Origin of the sequence: Streptomyces sp. NPDC048383, assembly GCF_040651775.1 — a bacterium.
GTDB lineage: Bacteria > Actinomycetota > Actinomycetes > Streptomycetales > Streptomycetaceae > Streptomyces.
In genome coordinates this window covers 1-22,848 of the sequence record NZ_JBEZKS010000031.1, presented here as the reverse complement: position 1 = coordinate 22,848, position 22,848 = coordinate 1, and the positions used below count along the sequence as shown (strand labels likewise).

General features: G+C 71.1%; 20 protein-coding genes. 9 read left to right on the top strand and 11 right to left on the bottom strand.

Annotated elements, in window-relative coordinates:
• Positions 1-4: 4 nt before the first annotated feature.
• Entirely contained in the window at positions 5-1,459 is a 1,455-nt protein-coding gene (locus tag AB0D46_RS21385; RefSeq protein WP_362879567.1) for a family 43 glycosylhydrolase, read from the top strand.
• Positions 1,460-1,507: 48 nt separating this feature from the next.
• On the opposite strand, the gene AB0D46_RS21380 is transcribed toward AB0D46_RS21385, so the two are convergent.
• From AB0D46_RS21380 to AB0D46_RS21350, 7 genes are all read right to left on the bottom strand, one after another.
• Positions 1,508-3,622: a SpoIIE family protein phosphatase gene (locus AB0D46_RS21380; RefSeq protein ID WP_362879565.1), complete on the bottom strand. Its 2,115-nt coding sequence runs from the start codon at positions 3,620-3,622 to the stop codon at positions 1,508-1,510.
• A gap of 159 nt (positions 3,623-3,781) precedes the next feature.
• Positions 3,782-5,527, bottom strand: a complete 1,746-nt coding sequence (locus tag AB0D46_RS21375) for a glycoside hydrolase family 6 protein (protein WP_362879563.1) — start codon at positions 5,525-5,527, stop codon at positions 3,782-3,784.
• Positions 5,524-7,044, bottom strand: coding sequence for a cellulase family glycosylhydrolase (locus tag AB0D46_RS21370; protein WP_362879561.1), 1,521 nt, complete (start codon positions 7,042-7,044; stop codon positions 5,524-5,526). Before AB0D46_RS21370 ends, AB0D46_RS21375 begins: the two co-directional genes overlap by 4 nt.
• A 347-nt stretch (positions 7,045-7,391) precedes the next feature.
• Positions 7,392-8,642, bottom strand: coding sequence for a multiple monosaccharide ABC transporter permease (mmsB, locus tag AB0D46_RS21365; protein WP_362879559.1), 1,251 nt, complete (start codon positions 8,640-8,642; stop codon positions 7,392-7,394).
• Between the two features lie 3 nt (positions 8,643-8,645).
• A complete protein-coding gene (mmsA, locus tag AB0D46_RS21360) occupies positions 8,646-10,193 on the bottom strand; it encodes a multiple monosaccharide ABC transporter ATP-binding protein (protein WP_362879558.1) in 1,548 nt (515 codons plus the stop codon).
• 96 nt (positions 10,194-10,289) lie between these two features.
• Entirely contained in the window at positions 10,290-11,387 is a 1,098-nt protein-coding gene (gene chvE, locus AB0D46_RS21355) for a multiple monosaccharide ABC transporter substrate-binding protein (RefSeq protein WP_362879556.1), read from the bottom strand.
• Positions 11,342-12,136, bottom strand: a complete 795-nt coding sequence (locus AB0D46_RS21350; protein WP_362879663.1) for an AarF/UbiB family protein — start codon at positions 12,134-12,136, stop codon at positions 11,342-11,344. The genes chvE and AB0D46_RS21350 overlap by 46 nt, the downstream gene beginning before the upstream one ends.
• A gap of 387 nt (positions 12,137-12,523) precedes the next feature.
• Between AB0D46_RS21350 and AB0D46_RS21345 the strand changes: the two genes are divergently transcribed.
• The 7 genes from AB0D46_RS21345 to AB0D46_RS21315 all read left to right on the top strand — a co-directional run bounded on the left by AB0D46_RS21345 (position 12,524) and on the right by AB0D46_RS21315 (position 18,654).
• Complete coding sequence (locus AB0D46_RS21345; protein ID WP_362879554.1) at positions 12,524-13,372, top strand: HipA family kinase; 849 nt, start codon at positions 12,524-12,526, stop codon at positions 13,370-13,372.
• The gene (locus AB0D46_RS21340) at positions 13,369-13,752 is read left to right on the top strand and encodes a DUF3037 domain-containing protein (RefSeq protein WP_362879552.1); all 384 of its coding nucleotides are present in this window, start codon (positions 13,369-13,371) and stop codon (positions 13,750-13,752) included. The genes AB0D46_RS21345 and AB0D46_RS21340 overlap by 4 nt, the downstream gene beginning before the upstream one ends.
• 127 nt (positions 13,753-13,879) lie before the next feature.
• Positions 13,880-14,641 carry a 3-oxoacyl-ACP reductase FabG gene (fabG, locus tag AB0D46_RS21335; RefSeq protein ID WP_362879550.1) on the top strand — a complete coding sequence of 254 codons (762 nt, stop codon included), beginning with the start codon at positions 13,880-13,882 and terminating at the stop codon, positions 14,639-14,641.
• A 28-nt stretch (positions 14,642-14,669) separates the two neighbouring features.
• Positions 14,670-15,431, top strand: a complete 762-nt coding sequence (locus AB0D46_RS21330) for an SDR family oxidoreductase (RefSeq protein ID WP_362879548.1) — start codon at positions 14,670-14,672, stop codon at positions 15,429-15,431.
• 152 nt (positions 15,432-15,583) lie between these two features.
• A complete protein-coding gene (locus AB0D46_RS21325) occupies positions 15,584-17,167 on the top strand; it encodes an ABC transporter substrate-binding protein (RefSeq protein ID WP_362879546.1) in 1,584 nt (527 codons plus the stop codon).
• Positions 17,168-17,268: 101 nt separating this feature from the next.
• Positions 17,269-17,937 (top strand): uracil-DNA glycosylase, encoded by a 669-nt coding sequence (locus AB0D46_RS21320; RefSeq protein WP_362879661.1) that lies wholly within the window; start codon positions 17,269-17,271, stop codon positions 17,935-17,937.
• Between the two features lie 93 nt (positions 17,938-18,030).
• The gene (locus AB0D46_RS21315) at positions 18,031-18,654 is read left to right on the top strand and encodes a hypothetical protein (protein ID WP_362879544.1); all 624 of its coding nucleotides are present in this window, start codon (positions 18,031-18,033) and stop codon (positions 18,652-18,654) included.
• A gap of 196 nt (positions 18,655-18,850) precedes the next feature.
• Here AB0D46_RS21315 and AB0D46_RS21310 read toward each other — a convergent pair whose 3' ends face one another.
• Positions 18,851-19,393: a hypothetical protein gene (locus AB0D46_RS21310; protein WP_362879542.1), complete on the bottom strand. Its 543-nt coding sequence runs from the start codon at positions 19,391-19,393 to the stop codon at positions 18,851-18,853.
• A gap of 189 nt (positions 19,394-19,582) precedes the next feature.
• Between AB0D46_RS21310 and AB0D46_RS21305 the strand changes: the two genes are divergently transcribed.
• Positions 19,583-20,494 carry a Gfo/Idh/MocA family oxidoreductase gene (locus AB0D46_RS21305; RefSeq protein WP_362879540.1) on the top strand — a complete coding sequence of 304 codons (912 nt, stop codon included), beginning with the start codon at positions 19,583-19,585 and terminating at the stop codon, positions 20,492-20,494.
• Here AB0D46_RS21305 and lnt read toward each other — a convergent pair.
• The 3 genes from lnt to AB0D46_RS21290 all read right to left on the bottom strand — a co-directional run bounded on the left by lnt (position 20,433) and on the right by AB0D46_RS21290 (position 22,738).
• Positions 20,433-21,977 carry an apolipoprotein N-acyltransferase gene (gene lnt, locus AB0D46_RS21300; protein ID WP_362879539.1) on the bottom strand — a complete coding sequence of 515 codons (1,545 nt, stop codon included), beginning with the start codon at positions 21,975-21,977 and terminating at the stop codon, positions 20,433-20,435. The genes AB0D46_RS21305 and lnt overlap by 62 nt on opposite strands.
• 48 nt (positions 21,978-22,025) lie before the next feature.
• Entirely contained in the window at positions 22,026-22,493 is a 468-nt protein-coding gene (locus AB0D46_RS21295; RefSeq protein ID WP_362879537.1) for a nuclear transport factor 2 family protein, read from the bottom strand.
• A gap of 68 nt (positions 22,494-22,561) precedes the next feature.
• On the bottom strand, positions 22,562-22,738 hold the full coding sequence (locus AB0D46_RS21290; RefSeq protein ID WP_362879535.1) for a hypothetical protein: 177 nt from the start codon (positions 22,736-22,738) through the stop codon (positions 22,562-22,564).
• Positions 22,739-22,848: the final 110 nt, after the last annotated feature.

Here is a 22,848-nt window from a genome sequence, read left to right as displayed (position 1 = left end):
AGAGATGACCGGAACACTCCTGTACGCCCGTGCCCTCGCGGCCGTGGCGGCCCTGCTGGCCTGCGCCTGTGCCGTACTGCCGCTTCCCGCCCACGCCCTGGCGGGCCCGCAGGCCCAGGCCGCCTACACCAACCCGCTGGCCGAGCGGCGCGCGGACCCCCAGATCCACAAGCACACCGACGGCTACTACTACTTCACGGCGACCGTCCCCGAGTACGACCGCATCGTCCTGCGCCGCGCCACCACCCTCCAGGGGCTGTCGACCGCGCCGGAGACCGTCATCTGGACGAAGCACGCCACCGGTGAGATGGGCGCCCACATCTGGGCCCCCGAGATCCACTTCATCAACGGCAGGTGGTACGTCTACTTCGCCGCCGGCCGGAGCGACGACATCTGGAAGATCCGGATGTACGTGCTGGAGAGCTCCGCGGCCAACCCGCTGACCGGCGGCTGGACCGAGAAGGGGCAGATCGTCACGCCCATGGACAGCTTTGCCCTGGACGCCACCACCTTCGTGGTGCGCGGCACCCGCTACCTCAGCTGGGCGCAGAGGGACCCCGCCATCGCCACCAACTCCAACGTGTACCTCGCCAAGTTGGCGAACCCCTGGACGATCTCCGGCACGCCGACCCGTCTGACGGTGCCCACCTACTCCTGGGAGGCGGCCGGCTTCAAGGTGAACGAAGCTCCCGCCCTCATCGAGCGAGCCGACCGGGTGTTCCTCAGCTACTCCGCCTCCGCGACGGACAGCAACTACTGCCTCGGCCTGCTCTCCGCGGCGGCGTCCGGCAACCTTCTGGACCCGGCGGCGTGGACCAAGAGCCCGACCCCGGTCTTCACCAGCAACACCGCCACCGGCCAGTACGGGCCGGGACACAACTACTTCACCAAGGCGGAGGACGGCAGCGGCGACGTGCTCGTCTACCACGACCGCGGCTACAAGGACATCTCCGGCGATCCCCTCGACGACCCCAACCGCCGCACCCGGATCCAGAAGCTGTACTGGAACGCCGACGGCACACCCAACTTCGGCATCCCGGTGTCCGACGGCGGCGCTCCGCACCGCCTCGCCTCCCTCAACTACCCGGACCGCCACGTCCGCCACCGGGAGTTCCGGGCCAGGCTGGATGCGGACGTCAGGAACCTGGCCGACTCCCAGTTCCGCACCGTGCCCGGGCTCGCCGGCAGCGGCACCGTCTCCATGGAGTCGGCGAACTTCCCCGGCTCCTACCTCCGCGAGAGGAACGGCGAGGTGAGGCTGGAGAGGAACGACGGCAGCGCCGCCTTCAAGAGCAGCGCCACCTTCCACCGGCGCACCGGACTCGCCGACGCGGCAGGGGTCTCCTACGAGTCGTACGGCGCGCCCGGACGCTTCCTACGGCACCGCGACTTCCTGCTGTACTCGGAGCCGGCGGCCACCACGACGGCCAAGGCCGACGCCACCTTCCGTCTGGAATAGCCGCGCCGTGCCCGCGTCCACCGTCGGCCCGGCGGCGGGCGCGGGACGTCAGCCGCCCAAGAGCTGCTCCGTCCAGATGGTCTTGCCGGCCGCCGTGTACCGGCTGCCCCACCGGTGGGTGAGCTGCGCCACGAGGAACAGGCCGCGCCCGCCTTCGTCGGTGAGCTGGGCCCGGCGCAGGTGCGGCTGTGTCTGGCTCGGGTCGGAGACCTCGCAGATCAGCACACGGTCCTTGATCAGCCGTAGGCCGACCGGGCCACCCGCGTACCGGATGGAGTTGGTGACCAGCTCGCTGACGATCAGCTCCGTGGTGAAGACGAGGTCCTCGAGGCCCCAGGCGGTCAGCCGGTCCGTGACGAGCACGCGGGCTTCCCGGACGAGGGACGGGTCGGCGGGCAGTTCCCACGCGGCGGTGGCGTCGGCGGACACCTCCCTGACCCGCACCACGAGCAGGGCGAGGTCGTCGTCCGGCGGCTCGCTCAACAGGGCGCCCAGGATGCCGTGCCCGATCTCGGTGACCGGCCGCCCGCTGTCCGCGCCGTCCCGCGCACCCGCCCGGACCGTCTCCAGCTGCCGCTCCGACCGGCCGGTGCCCTTGGCGAGCTCTCCGCCGTAAAAGGCCAGTACATCACCGGGCCCCAGACGGAGTTCCACCGCTTCGAACGGCTGCCCGCCGGTGCCGAGAACCGGACCCGGGCGGTACGTCACCGTGCCGCTCCCGTCCCGTCCCCTGGCGGCCAGCACGGGCGGCGGGTGGCCGGCGCCGGCCACCACGCAGGTGAGGGACACCGGGTCGTAGGTGGCGTAGAGGCAGGTGGCTCCCGTCAGCGTGCTCGGCGCGTCCCCGCCCGGCTCTTGGTGGGCGTCCTCCTCCGCGAAACGCACCACGAGGTCGTCGAGGTGCGCCAGCAGTTCGTCCGGAGTGAGGTCGAGGTCGGCGAGGGTCTGTACGGCCGACCGCAGGCGCCCCATCGCGGCCATGGCGCCGAGACCGTGCCCGGCCACCGTTCCCATGACGAACGCGAGCCGTGTCGAGGGGAGCTGGATGACGTCGAACCAGCTGCCGCCGATGGCCGCCGTCGTGGCGGCGGGAACGTATACGCCTGAGGTCTCGGCGCCGGTGACGTCCATGACCGGCCTGGGCAGGAGACTGCGCTGCAGGGCTTCCGCGGTACGGCGCTCACGGGTGTACCGGCGGGCGTTGTCCATGCTGAGCGAGGCCCGGGAGCCGATCTCCTCGGCGAGGACCGCGTCCTCCTGATCGAAGGTTCGCCCCTCCGCGGTGCGCCACAGGACCAGCGCGCCGAGGACCGCGCCGCGTGCCCGCAGCGGGACCAGCATGAGGGAGGTGGCCCGGGGCGGAAGAATCAGCCGTACCCGATCCGCCTCACCCGCCAGCACCGCGCGGAGCTCGGTCAGGTCGGGGAGGTAGACCGCCGAGCCCCCGCGAAGGTGGACGCTCTCGACGCTCCCGAGCCGGACGGTCTCGCCCACGGCAGTGTTCTCCGGCGGCCACCGGCCGTCGGCGGCCCGCGCGGCGACGCGCCGCATCGGCGCTCCGGTGACCAGGTCTCCCGGGTCTTCGCCGAGCAGCACGGATTCGGTCAGGTCGACGGCCGCGAGGTCGGCGAACGCCGGGACGAGCACCTCCGTCAGCTGTTCGGCGTCGCGCACCAGGTCGAGGGAACTGCCGATCTCCGCGGCGGCCGCGTGGAGCAGCGCCTGTCGCTCGGCGGAACGCTGGTCCGCCGGCGGCGGGGGCGGTGCCCGACGGATGTCGTCGGCGACGGCGAGCGGTACGGCGTGGGCCGGATCGGCGGGACGCAGGCGCAGCAGGAATCGGGCCGGCGACCCCTCCATGAGGGTGATGAGGTCGACATCCGCCTCCAGCTGCTCGCCGTCCGGCCGGCGCAGTCGGGCACGGGCACCGCGCCGGGCACCTCCGACGGCTCCGGCGACGAGACGGGCCCACAGGCCGGTGTCCTCGAAGAGCAGTTCCGCGGCGAGCGGCTCGGCGCAGGGGCCCCCGAAGGCCTCAGGAGCGCCGAGCAGCGTCGCCGCGGCGCGTGTGCCCGTCAGGACCTTGCCGGCGGTGTCGAGAACCAGAACAGCCGTGGGGAAGTCCGCTGTCGTGACGGATTCCCTCGGGCCGTTGACGCTCACTCGTGTCTCATTCCGGCAGGATCGATGGCGCTCCTGATCTCATTGAACACCCCGCGCGCGGTGTTCGCGCGCCGGTGGCGGACCGCGCACGGGCGCGACCGCCGACGACGCCCGAGAGGCGGTCGCCGACGGCCGCGCGTCACCTACCGGTGGCGCCGGCTATCGCAGCGGCGGGTGGGCGTTGCGCATCAGTTCCTGGAACTGGGCGGAGAACCAGCGGCCGGAAAGCGGCGCGCCCGGCAGGGCTCCCGACGGGTTGAACCCGTTGCGCGGATTGCCCTCATACGACGGGTCGCACATCCGGTCGAATCCCTTGCCCTCGTCGTTGGGGATCTGGCTGCTCGAACCGTCGGACTCGCCGGGCGGCTTCATCCATACGTACGCGTCGATCCCCGCAGCCGGGTGCGCCGTCGGACGCTCGCCGATCCCCGCCCCGGACTGGTTGCACCAGTTTCCGATGTGGACGCGCCGGTCGAAGCGGCCTCCGTCGACGTACGTGTCCACGCCGGCCCGGGAGCCGGGGCCGGTGGGCCTGGCGGCGCCGCCCCAGCCGTTGCGTGAGGTGTCGATGAGCATGCCGATCGCCGGGTCGAAGCCAACGGAGACGAGTTTGGCGCGGAATGCCTGGGCGAAGGAGAGCTCGTCCACGTACCGGTTCCAGTCCACCCACTTCGACTCGCGGACGGACTTGCCGGCGACTGTGTCGCCGACGGCGAAGTGCTCCTCCTTCAGGGCGCTGTAGTTGGCGGTGTTGGTGATGAATCCGTGCACGGAGGCGACGGTGCTGCCCTCGGCCGTGGCGGCCTGTTTGAACAGGTCGGCGGACGGGCCGAAGTTGTCGTCCCAGCCGATCCACCCGTGGTGCCCCGCGTCGACGTAGTTGTAGACGTTGGGGACGGATCCGAGCTTCCTGAGGGCGTAGCCGACGCCCTTCACGTAGTTGCCGTTGGCCTTCATGGTGTCGCACTGCGGGGTGGCGGTGGGCCGGCCGCCGGTGTTGGTGACCAGATTGGGCAGGGAGTCGATCTCGACCGTTGTGACGATCCGCAGAGCCGCGTACTTGGGGTCGCCCAGGATCGCGGCGATCGGGTCGATGTAGCGCGCCTTGTACGCGTCGATCTCGTGGGCCTTCAGCTCACCGTTGGAGGCGAGGGCCGCGCAGTCGCGTCCGGGGAGGTTGTAGACGACGAGCTGGACGACCAGCTCGCCCGTCCCCTTCTGCCGCAGGGCCTCGTCGAGGTGCGCGCGCAGCCCCATGCTGCTCGGGGTGCCGGCGATGGCGGCGATCCGGTCCAGCCACACGCCGGTCGGCTGACCGGAGATCCGGCTGCCGCCGGGCTCGGCCGCGGCCCTCGCCGACCACTCGGGATTCACGTAGACCGACGCACCCCGGTACGGGTTGTCGACGCGGGTCCCGGGCGGGTCGGTGGGCCCGGGCGGGTCGGTCGGGCCGGGCGGGTCCGTGGGGCCGGGGCCGGTGCCGCAGGTGACGCCGTTCAGCTTGAAGGCGGCCGGGAGGGCGTTGGCCCCGCTGTACGAGGCGTTGAATCCGAACGAGGCGGAGGCGCCGGTGCCGAGCGCCCCGTTGTAGGCGGCGTTCCTGGCGGTGACGTCGGCGCCACTCTGCGTAAGCCCGGCGTTCCATCCCTGGGTGACCTGCTGGTTTCCGGCGAAGGCCCACTCCAGCTGCCAGCTCTGGACGGCCGCGCCGGTGTTCGTGACGGTGACCGCGGCGGTGAAGCCGGAATCCCAATGGTTCTGGACGGTGTAGTCGACCTTGCAGCCGGCGGCGGCCGTTCCCGGGCCGCCGGCGGACACGGCCGTCGCGGTACCCGTGGCCGCGGCGACGAGGGCCACGGCCGCGAGTAAGGCGGTACGGCGGCGGAACGAAGTCGTGGAGGTCATGGTGTGTCCTTTCCTTCGCGTGTGGGGAGGGCGCGCAGACGGTCGCGCAGCCCGATGCCGAAGGCCGTGGGTGTGCCCTCGTAGGAGCTGATCAGTGCGGGACCGGAGGAGCAGTCCCAGGTGTTCCAGGTCCAGCCGAGATAGGACAGCCCCCGGCCGTCGAACCACCGCATCACCCGGTCGACAAAGGCGTGCGAGCAGGTGTTCTCACCGATCTCGCCCGCCACGACCGGCAACTCGGCCGCGAGCGGGCCGAGTACGGAGTCCCAGCAGGCCTCGTCGGCACAGGCGTTGAAGTTGTAGACGTGCCAGGCGGCGGCGAGGTTGGCGGCCGGGTCGTGCGGCCGGTGCGCCCACCACTGGCTGAGGTCGTTGGCGTACGCGATGCCGGCCGCCAGGATCAGGTTCTGCGCGCCGGTGGCCCGTACCGCGTCGACGAGGTCCTGCATGCCCGCCACCTCGTAGCCGATGCCGGGACAGGTGCCGCCGTCCCGCCAGCAGGCCCAGGCCTGGTCAGGGGTGGAGGCGGCGCGGTCGGGATAGGGCTCGTTGAACAGGTCGAGGACGACGGCGGGATCGCTCTTGAAGGTGTTCGCGACAGAGGTCCAGAAGGCCGGGGCGTAGCGGGCGTCCGGCATGGGTTTCTGGCAGCTGGCGTGGATGTCCGCGCAGCCCGCGGAATTGCCGGTGTACCGGCCCCAGGACCAGTGCAGTTCGACGACCGGGGTCATGCCGTGGTCCTCGATGCGCCGCACCAGGGCGGTCACCGCTTCGCGGTAGCGGGCCCCGGCGTACTCGGGCTTGATGTTGTCCAGGCCGAGCCAGCACTCCTCGTTGAGGGGGACGCGGACCGCGTTGGCGTTCCAGTCGGTGATGGCGGTGACGGCGTGGTCGTCCACGGGGCCGTCGAAGATCCCGTGACCCTGGACGCACATGAACTCGCTGCCCGAGCGGTTGACTCCGGTCAGGCGGCGGGTGGCGCCGGAGGCGTCGACCAGCTTGTTGCCCCTCACGCGCAGGACGGGCGGATCCTCCACCGGTGTGGGTGTGGGTGTGGGTGTGGGTGTGGGTGTCGGCGTGGGCGGCTCGGTCGGGCCGCCGGGCGCGGTGGCGCAGGTGTTTCCGTTGAGCGAGAAGACCGTGGGGGCCGGGTTGGTTCCCGACCAGGAGGCCAGGAAGCCGAGGGTGACGCTCGATCCGGAGCCGAGTCCGCCGTTCCACGTCTGGTTGGCCGCCGTCGCGGTACGCGAGGTCTGGGACCACTTCGCGTTCCAGCCCTGGCTGACTCTCTGAACGCCCGGAAAGTCGAAAGTGAGCGTCCAACCGGACAGCGGAGCACCCTTGTTGGTGAGGGTGACCGCTCCCTGGAAGCCCTGGTCCCAGGTGTGGGTGACGGCGTACTGGACGGCGCAGACCGGCGCGGCCGCGGCCGCCGGGAGATGGGGGAGGGGCGAGGCGCTCACCGTGGCGAGGGCCGCGCCCAGGAGTAATGCGGGCATGTGCGGGGGGTGTCGCATGAGCGACTCCTTGCAGCTCAGACGCCTGCGTGACGCAGCGTCAACTGTCGGAATCGCTCCCACTGGTAAGGCTGGACCATAGCGCGCGGCCCGGCCGGCGAACAGAGCCGTGCGCGGCTTCGTCACGGCGCGCCCTGATTTTCTTGCGACGGCTCGCGCATCTTGACCCCTCGCTCGGCCGGAGAGCATGGTGGGAGCGCTCCCACTGGTGCGTCACCCCGCTTTTCCGTCCCAAGACCCCCTCTCCGTTGCTCCGAGGAGGTGTGAGCTCCCGTGCCCTGACACGAGGAGGCGTGCCGGTTCGCCCCGGCCGGTGGGCCAGGCGAACCGGCATCGCGCGGCGACCCTCAGGAGCCGGCCTTGCGCTTGTTCCACACGTCGAAACCGACCGCCGCCAACAGCACGAGACCCTTGATGACCTGCTGGTAGTCGGTGCCGATACCGACCAGTGACATGCCGTTGTTCAGCACGCCCAGCACGAGACCGCCGATGATCGCGCCGAGCACGGTGCCGACACCGCCTGACGCCGAGGCGCCGCCGATGAAGGCCGCCGCGATCGCCTCCAGTTCGAAGTTGATGCCCGCCTGGGGCGTACCGGCGTTGAGGCGGGCAGCGAAGACCAGCCCGGCCAGCGCGGCCAGGACGCCCATGTTGACGAAGGCGAGGAAGACGATCCGTTTGCTCTTGACGCCGGACAGCCTGGCCGCGGGCTCGTTGCCGCCGATGGCGTAGGTGTGCCGGCCCAGGACCGAGTTGCGCATGACGTAGCCGAAGGCGACCAGGAGCACGCCGAGGATGAGCAGCACGATCGGGAAGCCGTGGTAGCTGGCGAGCAGCAGGGTGAAGACCGTCACCGCGGTGGCGATCGCCGCCAGCTTGACGAGGAAGAGGCCCATCGGCAGCAGCCGCAGCCCGTAGGAGGCCGCCTGGCGGCGGCCCCGGACCTCCTGTACGACGGCCAGCGCAAGCACGCCGAAGCCGAGCAACAGCGTGAGGTTGTGGTAATTGGTGTGCGGGCCTGCCTCCGGCAGGAAGCCGCTGCTGATCTGACGGAAGCCCTGCGGGAAGGGGGCCACCGACTGGCCCTGGAGCAGGATCTGCGTCCCGCCCCGGAAGAGCAGCATCCCGGCGAGCGTCACGATGAACGAGGGGATGCCCACGTAGGCGATCCAGAAGCCCTGCCAGGCGCCGGCCGCGGCGCCTATCAGGAGCGCGGCGGCGGCTGCCACGGGCCAGGGAATGTCGTGGTGCACCATCATCACCGCGGCCGCGGCGCCCACGAAGGCCGCCAGGGATCCCACCGACAGGTCGATGTGGCCGGCGATGATGACGATCATCATTCCGATGGCCAGGATGAGGATGTAGCCGTTCTGCTGGATCAGGTTGGTGACGTTGAGCGGTTTGAGCAGTGTTCCGTCGGTCCAGATCTGGAACAGCACGATGATCAGCGCCAGGGCGACCAGCATGCCGTACTGCCTGATGTTGCCGCGCAGGAGGCGCACGAGGAGGGCGCGCGGACCTTCCGGCGCACCGGGGCGCTTGTCCCCGCCGGGGGCGTCGCCCCCGGTGTCGACGGCGGGGCTCTGGATCTGGGTCATGCGTCACACCTGCTCGTTCTGGTTTGCGGCGCCCACGGTCATGAGGCGCATGAGGGATTCCTGGGTCGCGTCCGCTCGGGTCGTCTCACCGGTGATGCGTCCCTCGGCCATGGTGTAGATGCGGTCGCACAGGCCGAGCAGCTCCGGCAGTTCGGAGGAGATCACCAGGACTGCCTTGCCCTGGGCCGCGAGGTCGGCGATCACCGCGTAGATCTCGGCCTTCGCACCGATGTCGATTCCCCGGGTGGGCTCGTCGAGGATGAGCACTTCGGGATCGGAGAAGATCCACTTGCTGAGGACGACCTTCTGCTGGTTGCCGCCGCTGAGCTTGCCGGTCTCCGCGAACACCGAGGGCGCCTTGATGTTCATCATGCCGCGGTACCTCTCGGCGACGCGGGTCTCCTCGTGCTCGTTCACCCAGCCCCGGCGGGAGACCTTGCCGAGCGCGCTCAGTGAGATGTTGCGGCGGATGTCCTCGCCAAGGTGGAGGCCGAGGCGCTTGCGGTCCTCGGTGACGTAGGCGAGGCCGTGGGCCATCGCCTCGGGGACCGTGCGCGTACGGATCTCCTTGCCGTCGAGCAGGACCCGGCCGCTGGTGTGGCGCCCGTAGGAGCGGCCGAAGACGCTCATCGCGAGCTCGGTCCGGCCTGCGCCCATCAGGCCCGCCATGCCGACGATCTCGCCGCGCCGGACCGTGATCGACGCTTCGTCGACCACCTTGCGGTGCACGTCGATCGGGTGCAGGACGGTCCAGCCCTCGATGGCCAGCGTGACCTCGCCGATCTCCGGGGTGCGTTCGGGGTAGCGGTGCTCAAGATCGCGGCCGACCATCCCGCGGATGATGCGTTCCTCGGAGATCCCCTCGGTGGCGACCGAGATGGTCTCGATGGTCCGGCCGTCGCGCAGGATGGTGACGGCGTCGGCGACGCGGGCGATCTCGTTCAATTTGTGCGAGATGACGATGCAGGCGATGCCCTGGGCCTTGAGTTCGAGGATGAGGTCGAGCAGTTTGCGGCTGTCCTCGTCGTTGAGCGAGGCCGTCGGCTCGTCCAGGATCAGCAGCTTGACCTCCTTGGCGAGAGCCTTGGCGATCTCGACGAGTTGCTGTTTGCCCACGCCGATGTCCGCGACGCGGGTCTGCGGATTGTCCGGCAGGCCGACGCGTTCGAGCAGAGCCTGGGCGTGAGTGAGCGTCCGATGCCGGCTGATGAACCCGCGCGTGGCGTGCTCGTTGCCGAGGAAGATGTTCTCGGCGATGGACAAGTAGGGCACCAGGGCGAGTTCCTGATGGATGATCACGATGCCGAGGCGCTCGCTGGCCCGGATGTCGGCGAAGGCGCACGATTCGCTCTGGAACCGGATCTCGCCTTCGTAGGAACCGTGCGGGTGCACGCCGCTGAGCACCTTCATCAGGGTGGACTTTCCCGCCCCGTTCTCGCCGCAGATGGCGTGGACCTCGCCGGCTGCGACGGTCAGGTTGACTTCGGACAGTGCCTTGACGCCGGGGAAGGACTTGCTGATCGAACGCATCTCGAGGACGGGTCCGGCCATGGTGGTGGGTCCGTTCGACTGGGATGATGCGGCGGACCGGTCGGGGTGGCGCCGCATCACCGGTTCTTGGGCCCCGGTGGGTGGGGCCGGGGGCGGCTACTTCAGCTGGTCGGCGGAGTACTGCCCTGAGTCGACGAGCAGCTTCTGGTAGTTCTCCTTGTCGACGCTGACCGGCTGCAACAGGTAGGAGGGCACGACCTTCACGCCGTTGTCGTACTGCTTGGTGTCGTTGACCTCGGGTTGGTGGCCGGTGAGCAGTGCGTCGCCCATCTGCACGGCCGCCTTGGCGAGTTCGCGCGTGTCCTTGTACACGGTCTGGGTCTGTTCGCCGGCGATGATGGACTTCACGGAGGCGAGCTCGGCGTCCTGGCCGGTGACGATGGGCAGCGGCTTGCCCGCGCCGCCGTAGCCGACCCCCTTGAGGGACGACACGACGCCGATCGAGATGCCGTCGTAGGGCGAGAGCACCGCGTCGACGGTGGCCGACGTGTAGGCCTTGCTGAGCAGGTTGTCCATCCGGGACTGCGCAACGCCGCCGTCCCAGCGCAGGGTGGCCGCCTGGGCGAATTCGGTCTGGCCGCTCTTGACCACGAGCCGCTTGGCGTCGATGTGGGGCTTCAGGACGCTCATCGCGCCCTGGTAGAAGAACCCGGCGTTGTTGTCGTCCGGTGATCCGGCGAACAGCTCGATGTTGAAGGGGCCCTTGCCGCTCTGGAGACCGAGCCGGTCGGCGATGTACGTGGCCTGCAGGACGCCGACCTTGTGGTTGTCGAAGGTGGCGTAGTAGTCGACGTCCCCGGTGCCGCGGATCAGGCGGTCGTAGGAGATGACCCGGATCTTCGCGGCGGCGGCCTTCTGGAGCACGTCGCTGAGCGAGGAGCCGTCGATCGGAGCGATCACCAGCAGCTTGGCGCCCTTGGTGATCATGTTCTCGACCTGGGCGACCTGGTTCTCGACGACGTTGTCGCCGAACTGGAGATCCGTCTTGTAGCCCTTGGCCTGGAACTGCTTGACCATGTTCGCGCCGTCATTGATCCAGCGCTCGGAGGACTTGGTCGGCATGGCGATCCCGACCAGGCCCCCCCTGGAGTCGCCCGCGTCCGCCTCGCCTCCGACGCCGTTGGCGCTCTGGCCGCAGGCCGCCAATGTCAGGCCGAGCGCCACCACGACGAGGCCTGTCGGGATTCTTCGCACGTTTCCTCCAGTGATGAGCCGTGACTCGGCGTGACGAGGGGGCCCGGCCCGGCGAGGCCCGTTCGGTTCCCCGGTCGGCGGCGGGGGCTGGCTCCGGCCGCTGGGGTGCACTGCCCGGCCCCACTGCTCTGGCCTGGCGTTACAAGAGTGTTAACGCTAACAACTACTCCGTCAAGGCCCCTGGGATCACCTTTGCGTACCCTCCACGAGCCCTTGCTCCGGTTGCCGCCGGCTGCCGCCTTCCTTGCTTTCCCCGGCGGCCGGAAGCGGCCCGCCGGCGGTTCCGTGGCGTACGGGCCCGGTTGCGGTGATCGTGCGGACCGCGTCCGGTGCCTTCCGCAGCCCCTCCTGCGACAGGGCACCGCCCCGGCGGACTGCCGGCCCGGGGGGTGAGGTGGCCGCGGGATGGTGCGGGCCACGAGGCGCAGTCGAGCGCGGGCCGTAGAGCGGCGCTGCAGTCGTCGACGAGGCGGGTGTTGCGGGTGGCATACCCCAGTCGGTGCGTGGTCCGGGGTTCCGGCCCCTCGTGAGAGGACGTTCAGGTCGTTGGTCGGCCGGCTGGTGGCGTAGGGGTGGAGAGCCTCCACCGCGACGGTGGTGCCGTCGGTGGGGACGGCTCGGCGGACCCGGGCCATGGACGCGGCCGTGACGTGCTCGCTGTCGAAGGGGGCGACGACCTCCGGCGATGCAGCCCAGCGGCGACCTTGGCGAACTGTCCGGGGGCGAGACCGCTGAACGGACCTGTCCAGGACAGCTCTTACGCCGTGATCACAGCAGCGTCACCGCAGGCGAGGGCCGCCGAGACCCGTACGGACACCTCCATGTGGAAGCCCGTCCTGGCTCGGGTCGGTGTGATTTCCCGCCGCAGCTGGAGGGAGCCAAGCCCTGGCAGTGGGGGCGCGGCGCACGGGGATGGCTTCCCTGTGATGAGGCAGTCACGATGGACCACCATGCTCACTTCACGCCGCCAGGCTTGCGGCAAGGGTCGCCGAGCCGTCGACGGCGGCCGGGGGAGCGAGGCCTCTGGACCGAACTCCCCAGCTTCTCCCCAGCGCTGATCGCCGGTCCGTCCGGGCTGGTCAGAGATTCGGAAAAACCTCGGATCGTGAACTGCGTCCGCCCGCTAGCCTGGGAAAATGCTCACAGAAGTGATCGCGACCCGCTATGTGACGCCCCTGCGTGAGGGCGGCTCGCTCCCGGGAATCGTCGAGGCCGACGACCTCGGGACCTACGTCATGAAGTTCACCGGCGCCGGCCAAGGGCGCAAGACGCTGGTCGCCGAGGTGATCTGCGGGCGCCTCGCCCAGCGGCTGGGCCTGCGCGTCCCGCGCCTGGTGCAGATGCAGTTGGACCCGGTCATCGGGCTCGGCGAGCCGGACCAGGAGGTCCAGGAGCTGCTCAAGGCCAGTGGTGGGCTGAACCTCGGCATGGACTACCTGCCCGGCTCGATCGGCTTCGACCCGCTCGCCTACCGGGCGGACCCCGTCGAGGCGGGCCGCGTCGTCTGGTTCGACGCCCTGATCAACAACGTGGACCGGTCCTGGCGCAATCCCAACCTGCTGGTCTGGCACGGGGACCTGTGGCTCATCGACCACGGCGCCACCATGATCTGGCAGCACAACTGGCCGACCGCCCTGGCGGCGGCGGCCAAGCCCTACAACGCCTCCGACCACGTCCTGGCCTCCGTGGGCCCCGACATCGCCGCGGCCGCCGCCGAACTCGCCCCGCGGGTGACCGAGGAACTGCTCACCGAGGTCGCCGCCGACGTCCCCGACGAGTGGCTCCTCGACGAGCCGGGCTTCGACTCCGCCGAAGCGGTCCGACGGGCCTACGTGGAGGCGCTGCTGCCGCGCGCGGCCACGATCCACGAGAGGATTTCGCTGGAGGCGCAGGTGAAGGCGCCGACGGGTCCGCCCGGCTGGCTCACCGACCACCTCCCCGAATGGCCCCACAGGATCAACAGGAAGACGAGCGACGACGAGTGACCGAGCGGGACGTGTTCGAGTACGCACTGGTGCGCGTGGTGCCCAGGATGGAGCGCGGCGAGTGTTTCAACGCCGGCGTCATCGTCTACTGCCGGGCGCGTTCCTACGTCGCCGCGCGCATCCACCTCGACGAGGCGAAGCTCCTCGTCCTGGACCCGGAGGCCGACGTGGCCGGCGTCCGGGCCGCCCTGTACGGGGTCGAGGGGATCTGCGCGGGCGGGGAACGGGCCGGGCAGGCGGCGGACGGCGACGCGGGCCGGCGGTTCCGCTGGCTGATCGCCCCGCGCAGCACGGTCGTCCAGCCGGGGCCGGTGCACACCGGCCTGACCGCCGACCCGGAGGCAGAGGTGGAGCGTCTGTTGGACCTGCTGGTCCGCTGACCGACCCGCCCGCCACGAGGGCACCCGTTGACACCGGGTGCCAGGGCTCCTAGCGTCTCCTCAGCTGAAGCTACTAAGCGGTTGCTCACCTCCGGGCGGCCGTTTCTCGACGGCGAGGAGATCCAGCATGTCCACCACCGAGCAGCGCGTGGCGATCGTGACCGGGGCGGCCCGGGGCATCGGCGCGGCCACCGCCGTGCGCCTGTCCTCCGAGGGTCGCGCGGTCGCCGTACTCGACCTGGACGAGGCGGCCTGCAAGGACACCGTGGAGGCGATCACGGCGGCCGGCGGCACGGCCGTCGCGATCGGCTGCGACGTGTCCGACAGCGCCCAGGTGGAGGCGGCCGTCAAACGCGTGGCGAGCACGCTCGGCGCGCCGACCGTCCTGGTCAACAACGCGGGCGTGCTCCGCGACAACCTCCTCTTCAAGATGAGCGACACCGACTGGGACACCGTCATGAACGTGCACCTGCGCGGTGCGTTCCTGATGGCGCGGGCCTGTCAGAAGTACATGGTGGAGGCCAAGTTCGGCCGCATCGTGAACCTCTCCAGCAGTTCCGCCCTCGGCAACCGGGGCCAGGCCAACTACGCCGCCGCCAAGGCGGGCCTCCAGGGCTTCACCAAGACCCTGGCCTTCGAGCTCGGCAAGTTCGGCGTGACCGCCAACGCCGTCGCCCCCGGCTTCGTCGTGACCGAGATGACGGCCCAGACGGCCGCCCGGATCGGCATGGGCTTCGAGGAGTTCCAGACCGCCGCCGCCTCCCAGATCCCGGTGCAGCGCGTCGGCCGCCCGGACGACATCGCCAACGCCATCGCCTTCTTCACCGGCGAGGCCGCCGGCTTCGTCTCCGGCCAGGTCCTGTACGTGGCCGGCGGCCCGCTCAACTGACCGGATCACGAGAGACAGGGCGTACGTCATGACCTACAACGGCATCGACAGCGGCAAGGCCGCGCTCGTCACCGGCGCGAGCCGGGGCATCGGCTACGGGATCGCCGAGGCGCTGGTCGCCCGCGGCGACCGGGTCTGCATCACGGGACGCAACGAGGACGCGCTCAAGGAGGCCGTCGAGCGCCTCGGCGCGGACCGGGTGATCGGCGTGGCGGGCAAGGCGCACGACGAGGCCCACCAGGCCGTCGCCGTGGAGCGCGCCATGGAGGCCTTCGGCCGCGTCGACTTCCTGATCAACAACGCCGGCACCAACCCGGTCTTCGGGCCGATCGCCGACCTGGACCTCGGGGTCGCGCGCAAGGTGTTCGAAACCAACGTGATCTCCGCCCTGGGCTTCGCCCAGCGCACCTGGCACGCCTGGCAGAAGGACAACGGCGGCGCGATCGTGAACATCGCCTCCATCGCGGGCCTCTCCCCCTCGCCGTTCATCGGGGCCTACGGGATGAGCAAGGCCGCCATGGTCAACCTCACCCTCCAGCTCGCGCACGAGATGGCCCCGCAGGTCAGGGTCAACGCGATCGCCCCCGCCGTGGTGAAGACGAAGTTCGCGCAGGCGCTCTACGAGGGCCGCGAACAGGAGGCGGCGGCCGCCTATCCGCTCGGCCGGCTCGGGGTGCCGGAGGACATCGGAGGAGCCGCCGCATTCCTGACATCTGCACAAGCGGAATGGATCACAGGACAAACTCTGGTCGTTGACGGAGGAATCTTCCTCAATGCCGGAGTCGCCTGACCGGTATCCGGACGCATTTGCCTCCTTGGGGGAGGCAAATGCGTACCGAATGTGCATGTAATCGGTCAAGTGCCTCACGAAACCTACCCCTTGGATTTGTGATGCACTGCGGTAGGGTCTGCCGCATCCCTGGCTGATCGAGGAGCGTGCACGTGTTCAACCGGACCAGATGCCTGCGGATCACTGCGGCCCTTGCGTCCATATCCCTGCTCGCCGGCTGCGGTCTGTTCTCGGACGAGGGTGGTGACGGCGCGAAGCGGATAGTCGTCGGCACCACGAGTGCGCCGAGCCACCTCGACCCGGCCGCTGCCTGGGACGGTTCCTGGGAGCTGTACCGGAACATCTACCAGACCCTTTTGGCGTTCCCCACGGGCAGCACCAGGCCCCAGCCGGACGCCGCCCAGAACTGCGAGTTCACCGACTCGGCGAACCAGTCCTACCGCTGCACCCTGCGCAAGGGCCTGAAGTTCTCCAACGGCGAGACGCTCGACGCCAAGGCCGTCAAGCACTCCCTCGACCGGATCAAGAAGATCAACCACAAGTTCGGTCCGAGCGGGCTGTTCAACAGCCTGGACAAGATCGAGACCCCGGACGCCCTCACCGTCGTCTTCCACCTGAACGCCTCCGACGCGACGTTCCCGTACGTCCTCGGCTCGCCGGCCGCCTCGCTCGTCGCTCCGGGGGAGTACCCCGCCGACAAGGTGCGCGACGACGGCAAGGTCACCGGCTCCGGCCCGTACGTCCTCAACTCGTACAAGGAGGTCGGCGAGGCGGTCCTCGGCCGCAACGAGACCTACACGGGCTTCGCCGACCGCCGGAACGACGGCGTGACGATCCGCTACTTCTCCGACTCCAAGAAGATGGTCGCCGCCCTCAAGGGCAAGGAGATCGACGCGACCTACCGAGGCCTGTCCGCCGCGGAGATCAAGGACCTGCAGACCCCCGAGTCCCACAACATGGGCGTCCAGGTCGTCGAGAACGTCGGCGCCGAGATCCGCTACCTGGTCTTCAACCCCCAGGACCCGCAGGTCAACAAGCTGCCGGTGCGCCAGGCCATCGCCCAGATCCTCGACCGCGGCGCGATCGTCTCCAAGGTCTACCAGGGCACGGCCGAACCGCTGTACTCGATGGTCCCCAAGGGCGTCGTCGGCCACAAGACGCCGTTCTACGACCTGTACGGCCAGCCGGACGTCGCCAAGGCCAAGAAGATCCTCAAGGACGGCGGCATCACCCAGCCGGTCGACCTGACGTTCTGGTACACCACGGACCGCTACGGCGCCTCGACCGCGGACGAGTTCACCGAGATCAAGCGCCAGCTGGACGAGACCAACCTCTTCCGGGTCACCCTGCGCGGCAAGCCCTGGAAGGAGTTCCAGGAGGGCTACAAGAACCGCGAGTACCCGGTCTTCGGCCGAGGCTGGTTCCCCGACTTCCCGGACCCGGACAACTTCATCGCGCCGTTCGTCGGCAAGGAGAACGCGGTCGGCACCCCGTACGAGCCGGCCGACGTGATCAACGAGGTCCTGCCCAAGTCACGCCGCGAGGGCGACCGCTCGGCCGGCGTCAAGGAGTTCGAGCGGGCGCAGCAGATCTTCGCCCAGGACGTCCGCCTGCTGCCGCTGTGGCAGGGCAAGCTGTACGTCGGAGCCCGCGAGGACATCGCCGGCGCCGAGCGGGCCCTCGACCCGCAGACCGCCATGCAGATGTGGGAGCTGTACCGCAAGACCAGCTGGTAGCGCGGAGCGAAGGGCATCCGGGCCGCGTCGATGTCAGTGGCCCCCGGTAGGTTCTTGAGCAGTTGCACGAACTTGTACCGGAGGTTGTCGACGTGACCCAGATGCTGCCCGAGTCCTGGCTCCCCGCTCTCGGCGGGGAACTGGACCAGCCCTACTTCAAGGAACTCACCGAGTTCGTCGAGAAGGAAAGGGCGAACGGGCCGGTCTACCCGCCCCGCGAGCAGGTCTTCGCGGCCCTGGAGGCCACGCCGTTCGACAAGGTGAAGGTCCTGGTCCTCGGCCAGGACCCCTACCACGGCGCCGGCCAGGGTCACGGCCTGTGCTTCTCCGTGCAGCCCGGCGTGCGGACCCCGCCCTCGCTGCGCAACATCTACAAGGAGATGAAGGAGGAGCTCGGCCTCCCCGTCCCCGACAACGGGTACCTGATGCCGTGGGCCGAACAGGGCGTCCTGCTCCTCAACGCCGTGCTCACCGTCCGCGAGGCCGAGCCCAACTCGCACAAGGGCAAGGGCTGGGAGAAGTTCACCGACGCCGTGATCCGCGCGGTGTCCGAGCGCCCCGACCCGGTCGTCTTCGTCCTCTGGGGCGCCTACGCCCAGAAGAAGATCCCGCTCATCGACGCGGAGCGGCACGTCATCGTCAAGGGCGCCCACCCCTCGCCGCTGTCGGCCAAGAAGTTCTTCGGCTCCCGGCCCTTCACCCAGATCAACGAGGCCGTCGCCGCCCAGGGGCATGAGCCGATCGACTGGAGCATTCCCGACCTGGGCTGACGCCACCCCGCGCCTCGAAGCCACGGGCGCCGCCTCCGGTTAGCTTCGTGGGACCAGACCGAACCAGGTCTGCCGAGCAAGCCGGAGGCCGCGTTGACGGAGCAGCAGGAGGCGTCGGAGGACGCCGTCATGACCAGGATCGGCCAGGCGGTCATCCTGCTGCACGCCGGCGACCGCGAGGAGGCCCGCAACCGGCTCGGCGCGATCTGGTCCGAGATCGGCGAGGACGGCGACTCCCTCCACCGGTGCACCCTGGCGCACTACATGGCCGACGCGCAGGACGACCCCGCCGACGAACTGGCCTGGGACCTGCGTGCCCTGACCGCCGCCGACGGACTCACCGCGGCCGGACCGGCCACGGACGGACCGCCCGCCGACGGACCGGCCACCGGGGGCCCCGGAGCCGACGGGGTCGTCGACCGGCCCGGCGGCGCGGTTCCCGCCCGGCGGGCGGGGGACGGTCCGGGGCGCCCGGGACCGCAGCGGGCGGTCCGCGTCTTCTACCCCTCGCTGCACCTGAGCCTGGCGGCGGACTACGTCAAGCTCCGCCGCCCCGAGGCGGCCCGGGTGCACCTCGCACGGGCCCGCGCGGCCACCGGGGCCCTGTCCGACGACGGGTACGGCAACGGGGTACGGGCCGCCATCGCCCGGCTGGAGCGCCGGCTGGCCGGCGAGCCGGGCACCCCTCAGCGGCCGTTCCCCGAGCAGTCCCCCTAGTGCTGTGACCGGAAAGGTCCACCGGGTCGCGGCGCCCGGCACCTCGCCGCGTTGTCGGACCACGGAAGTACGTCCAGTACGAGCCGCGGCCCTCCGCCGTGCGATGCACCGCACCGAACACCGCGACCCGGCAAACCTTTCCGGCCACAGCACCAGCGCCGCCCGCCGGGGCCCCGTACGAGCCCGGTCGCCGGGTTCAGCCGCCCTCGACGCCCGAGCAGATGCGGGCCTCGGGGCTGTCCGGGTGCCAGCGGCCGTGCCGGCGGCCCAGCGCGCACACGTCGGCCGGCCGGACCGGCAGCTCCCGCACCAGGTCGCGCGGAACCCGGGCGTCCGGCCGTACGGGGTGCGGGCGGCCCTCCGGCCGCTCCTCGGCGTGCCGTACGGGCTCCGGCGGCTCCGGAATGTCGGGGACCGGCGGCGCCGCGTGCGGGTGCTGCCGGGCCGGGGCCGCCGCGGACCCGCTGTGCGTCGTCGTCGCCCGCCGCGGGGCGGCCGGAGCCGACGGGTTCGAGGCGCTCGGCCCCGGCACGGCGCGCAGCGCCTCCAGGGCGGGCGCCTGGACGACCACGGGCAGGGCCTCCGGTCCGCCGCGCGGCCCGTGCCGCGGCGCCGGGCCGGTCGGGGGCGTCGAGCTGGGGTCCGTCGGCCCCGGGGCCACATTCACACAACCGGAGACGGCCGAGACGGCGCAGGCCACTCCCAGCAGCAGCTTCGTGGAGGTTCGGGTTGGATGCACCCGCGCAACTCTGCTGTGCGAGGACCCCGTTGCGAAAACCCAGGACGGATAATGCGCCCGCACGGGTGACGGCCGGCCGGACCGACCCGCACCTCGCGCGGCGGCGGACCGGGCGGGCCCGCACCCGCCCGGTCCGCCGCAGGCGATTAAGCTCGGGCTTCCCACACGGCGAACACCTGGAGGCTGCCGGTGAAGCTCGGCGTCATCGGACTCGGAGACATCGCCCAGAAGGCGTACCTGCCGGTCCTCACCACCCGCCCCGGGGTCGAGCTGCACCTGCAGACCCGCACCCCCGCGACGCTGGAGCGGATCGGCGAACTCCACCACGTCCCCGTCGCGCGGCGGCACACCACGCTGGACTCCCTGCTAGCGCAGGGCCTCGACGCCGCCTTCGTGCACGCCCCGACGGCCGCCCACCCGGAGATCGTCGAACGGCTGCTGGAGGCGGGCGTCCCGACGTACGTCGACAAGCCGCTGTCCTACGAGTACGACGCGTCACGCCGCCTGGTGGAGCGGGCCGAGGAACGCGGGGTGAGCCTCTTCGTCGGCTTCAACCGCCGTTACGCGCCCGGCTACGCGCAGTGCGCCGACCACCCGCGCGAGCTGATCGTCCTGCAGAAGAACCGGGTCGGGCTCCCCGAGGACCCGCGCACGCTGGTGCTCGACGACTTCATCCACGTCGTCGACACGCTGCGCTTCCTGCTGCCCGGCACGGCCGACCACATCGACGTCCGGGCCGTGGTGCGCGACGGGCTGATGCACCAGGTCGTCCTCCAGATGTCGGGCGGGGGCTTCACCGCCCTCGGCATCATGAACCGGCTCTCCGGCTCCACCGAGGAGGTCCTGGAGGTGTCCGGCCAGGACTCCAAGCGACAGGTGGTCAACCTCGCCGAGATCATCGACCACAAGGGCCAGCCGACCATCAGGCGGCGCGGCGACTGGGTGCCGGTGGCCCGCCAGCGCGGGATCGAGCAGGTCGTGGACACCTTCCTGGAGGCCGTGGAGGCCGGTAGGACGTTGAGCGCCCGGGACGCCCTGCTCACCCACGAGTTGTGCGAGCGGGTGGTCCTGACGGCTCTGGAGCAGGCCTCCCGGACCTGACCGCCCGGGCCGTCCGCGCCACGCCGTACGCCACCAGTACGGCCAGGGCGGCCCCGGCGGGCCAGTTCCCGAAGCGGGCGTACGGGGTCGTGCCCCCGGCGAGCGGCACCTCGTACACCGCCGCCGCCCCGGCCGCGGACGCGGGCAGGGCCGGGCCGATCCGGCCGCCCGACGGGCCGTGCACCACGCTGACCCCGGTCAGGGTGGCGTGCACCACCGGGCGGCCCGTCTCGGCCGCCCGCAGGGCCGCCAGCGAGGCGTGCTGCTCCGGCGCCCAGCTCTCCTGGAACGTCGACGTCGCGGACTGCGCCACGATCAGCGCCGCCCCCTCCCGGGCCAGGTGGCGGCTCATGTCGGGGAAGGCCGACTCGAAGCACACCAGCGGCCCGAGGCGCAGCCCCCCGGGCAGGTCCATGACCACCGGGGCGGCGCCGCGCATCCGGTCCTCACCCGCCGCCTTGCCGACCGAGGTGGCCCAGCCCAGCACCGTGCGGGCCGGTACGTACTCCCCGAAGGGGACCAGCCGCATCTTGTCGTAGCGCTCGCCGGTCGGCCCCTCGGGCCCGATCAGCAGCGAGCTCTTGTAGATCCCCGGCCGGTCCGACCGGCGGGCGTCCACGTTGACTAGCAGCGGCGCCCCGACCCGCGCGGACAGCTCCGCCAGCCGACGCGACAGGTCGGGCCGGGCCGCCAGATCCGCGCCGACACTGCTCTCCCCCCACACCACCAGGTCCGGGCGGGCGCCCACGAGGCCCCGCGTCAGCCGCTCCTCCACGTCGAACCGCCGCTCCGCGCCGTCCGCCCCGCCCACCGGACCGGGCTGGACGACCGCCACCCGCACCGCGCCCGTCACCGCCGGGCGCGGCAGCCACAGCCACACGGCCCCCGTCAGCACCGCGCAGCCCGCCACCGCGGCGACGGCGGGGGCCCGCGCCCCGGGCACCGCCACGAACAGCACCAGCGCGCAGTTCACCGCCACCACCAGCAGGCTCACCAGCCACACCCCGCCCACCGAGGCCAGCAACAGCGCCGGCGGTACCTGCCACTGGCTGGCCCCCAGCAGCCCCCACGGCCCGCCCAACCCCTGCCAGGACCGGACCAGCTCCGACAGCAGCCAGCCCGCCGGTACGACGACCAGCGCGGCCGCCGCCCGAGCCCGCGCGGGCCTCCCGCCGAGCAGCTCCCGCACCAGCAGGGCCCAGGGGATCCAGAGCACGCCCAGCAGCGCCGCCAACGGGATCAGGAACACGTGCAGGCTCGGCAGCAGCCAGTGGTGCACGGCCACGATGAACCCCGCGCCCCCCAACCAACCCTCCAGGGCGGCCCGCCGCCCCGTGGGAGCCGAACGCAGCAGCAGCATCCAGGGCACCAGGGCGACGTACGCGAACCACCACAGTGCCGGGGCCGGGAACGCGAGGCAGGGCAACGCCCCGGCGGCCGCCGCGGCCGCCGCGCGCCCCCACCGGGTCCGCTTCGTGAGCATCAGGCGCCTCCGGCTTCCAGTGTGGGACGGCATCGGGCGGGGCGCGGCTCAGGCCGACAGGTGGCGCCACTTCTCGTGCACGGTGACCCCGGTCAGCCGCCAGCCCTCCGCGGTACGGGCGAGCGTGAAGGTGTAGCGGCCCGCGGCGACGAAGTTGGGGGCGGTGACGGTGCCGTCGAAGTCCGCGCCGGCCAGCCGCATCGGATTGAGGAAGTCCGCCCGCACCCGCGCCGCGTTGCACGGCGCCCCGCCCTCGTCCTCCAACCGCACCAGCCGGTTCACGATGAGGTGCTGGCGCACCGGGAACAGCTTCATCGTCTCGGCTAGCCAGTCGGCGACCTCCGCCGCCGGGCCCGCCACCCCGCCCGCCGCGCTGTAGTCGGCCCGGCCCCCGGGCGCGAACAGGGCCCGGTAGGCCTCCCAGTCGCCGTCGTCGACGGCCACCGCGTACCCCGACACCACCTCGTCGATGGCCAGCCGGTCCATTACCGTCCCGAGGTCCACACGCTGCGTCATCGGGTCAGTCTGGGGCTGTCGGCCCCCGACGCCAAGGGGCGTGCGCCGACCGGGTCATCCCCGGACGATCAGTGACCGGAAAGGACCTCCCGCCGGCGGACCACGACCAGGAACGCGTCGCTGTCGAGGTCCATCACCACCTCCGCCGCGAGGCCCTCGCGCTTGCGCTGCGCCGCGTACTCCTCGGCCGGCCAACTTCCCCTCGGACTTCCCGCCGGAAAACGCTCCAATACCACGCGTCGCATGGGACACCCCCTTCACCCGCCGGGTCCCTCCCGGCACGGCTCTCTACGGGGACAACGACGCGGAGGGGGGGCCCGGGGGGGGCGCGGGGGGGCGCGGGGGGGGGGAGACA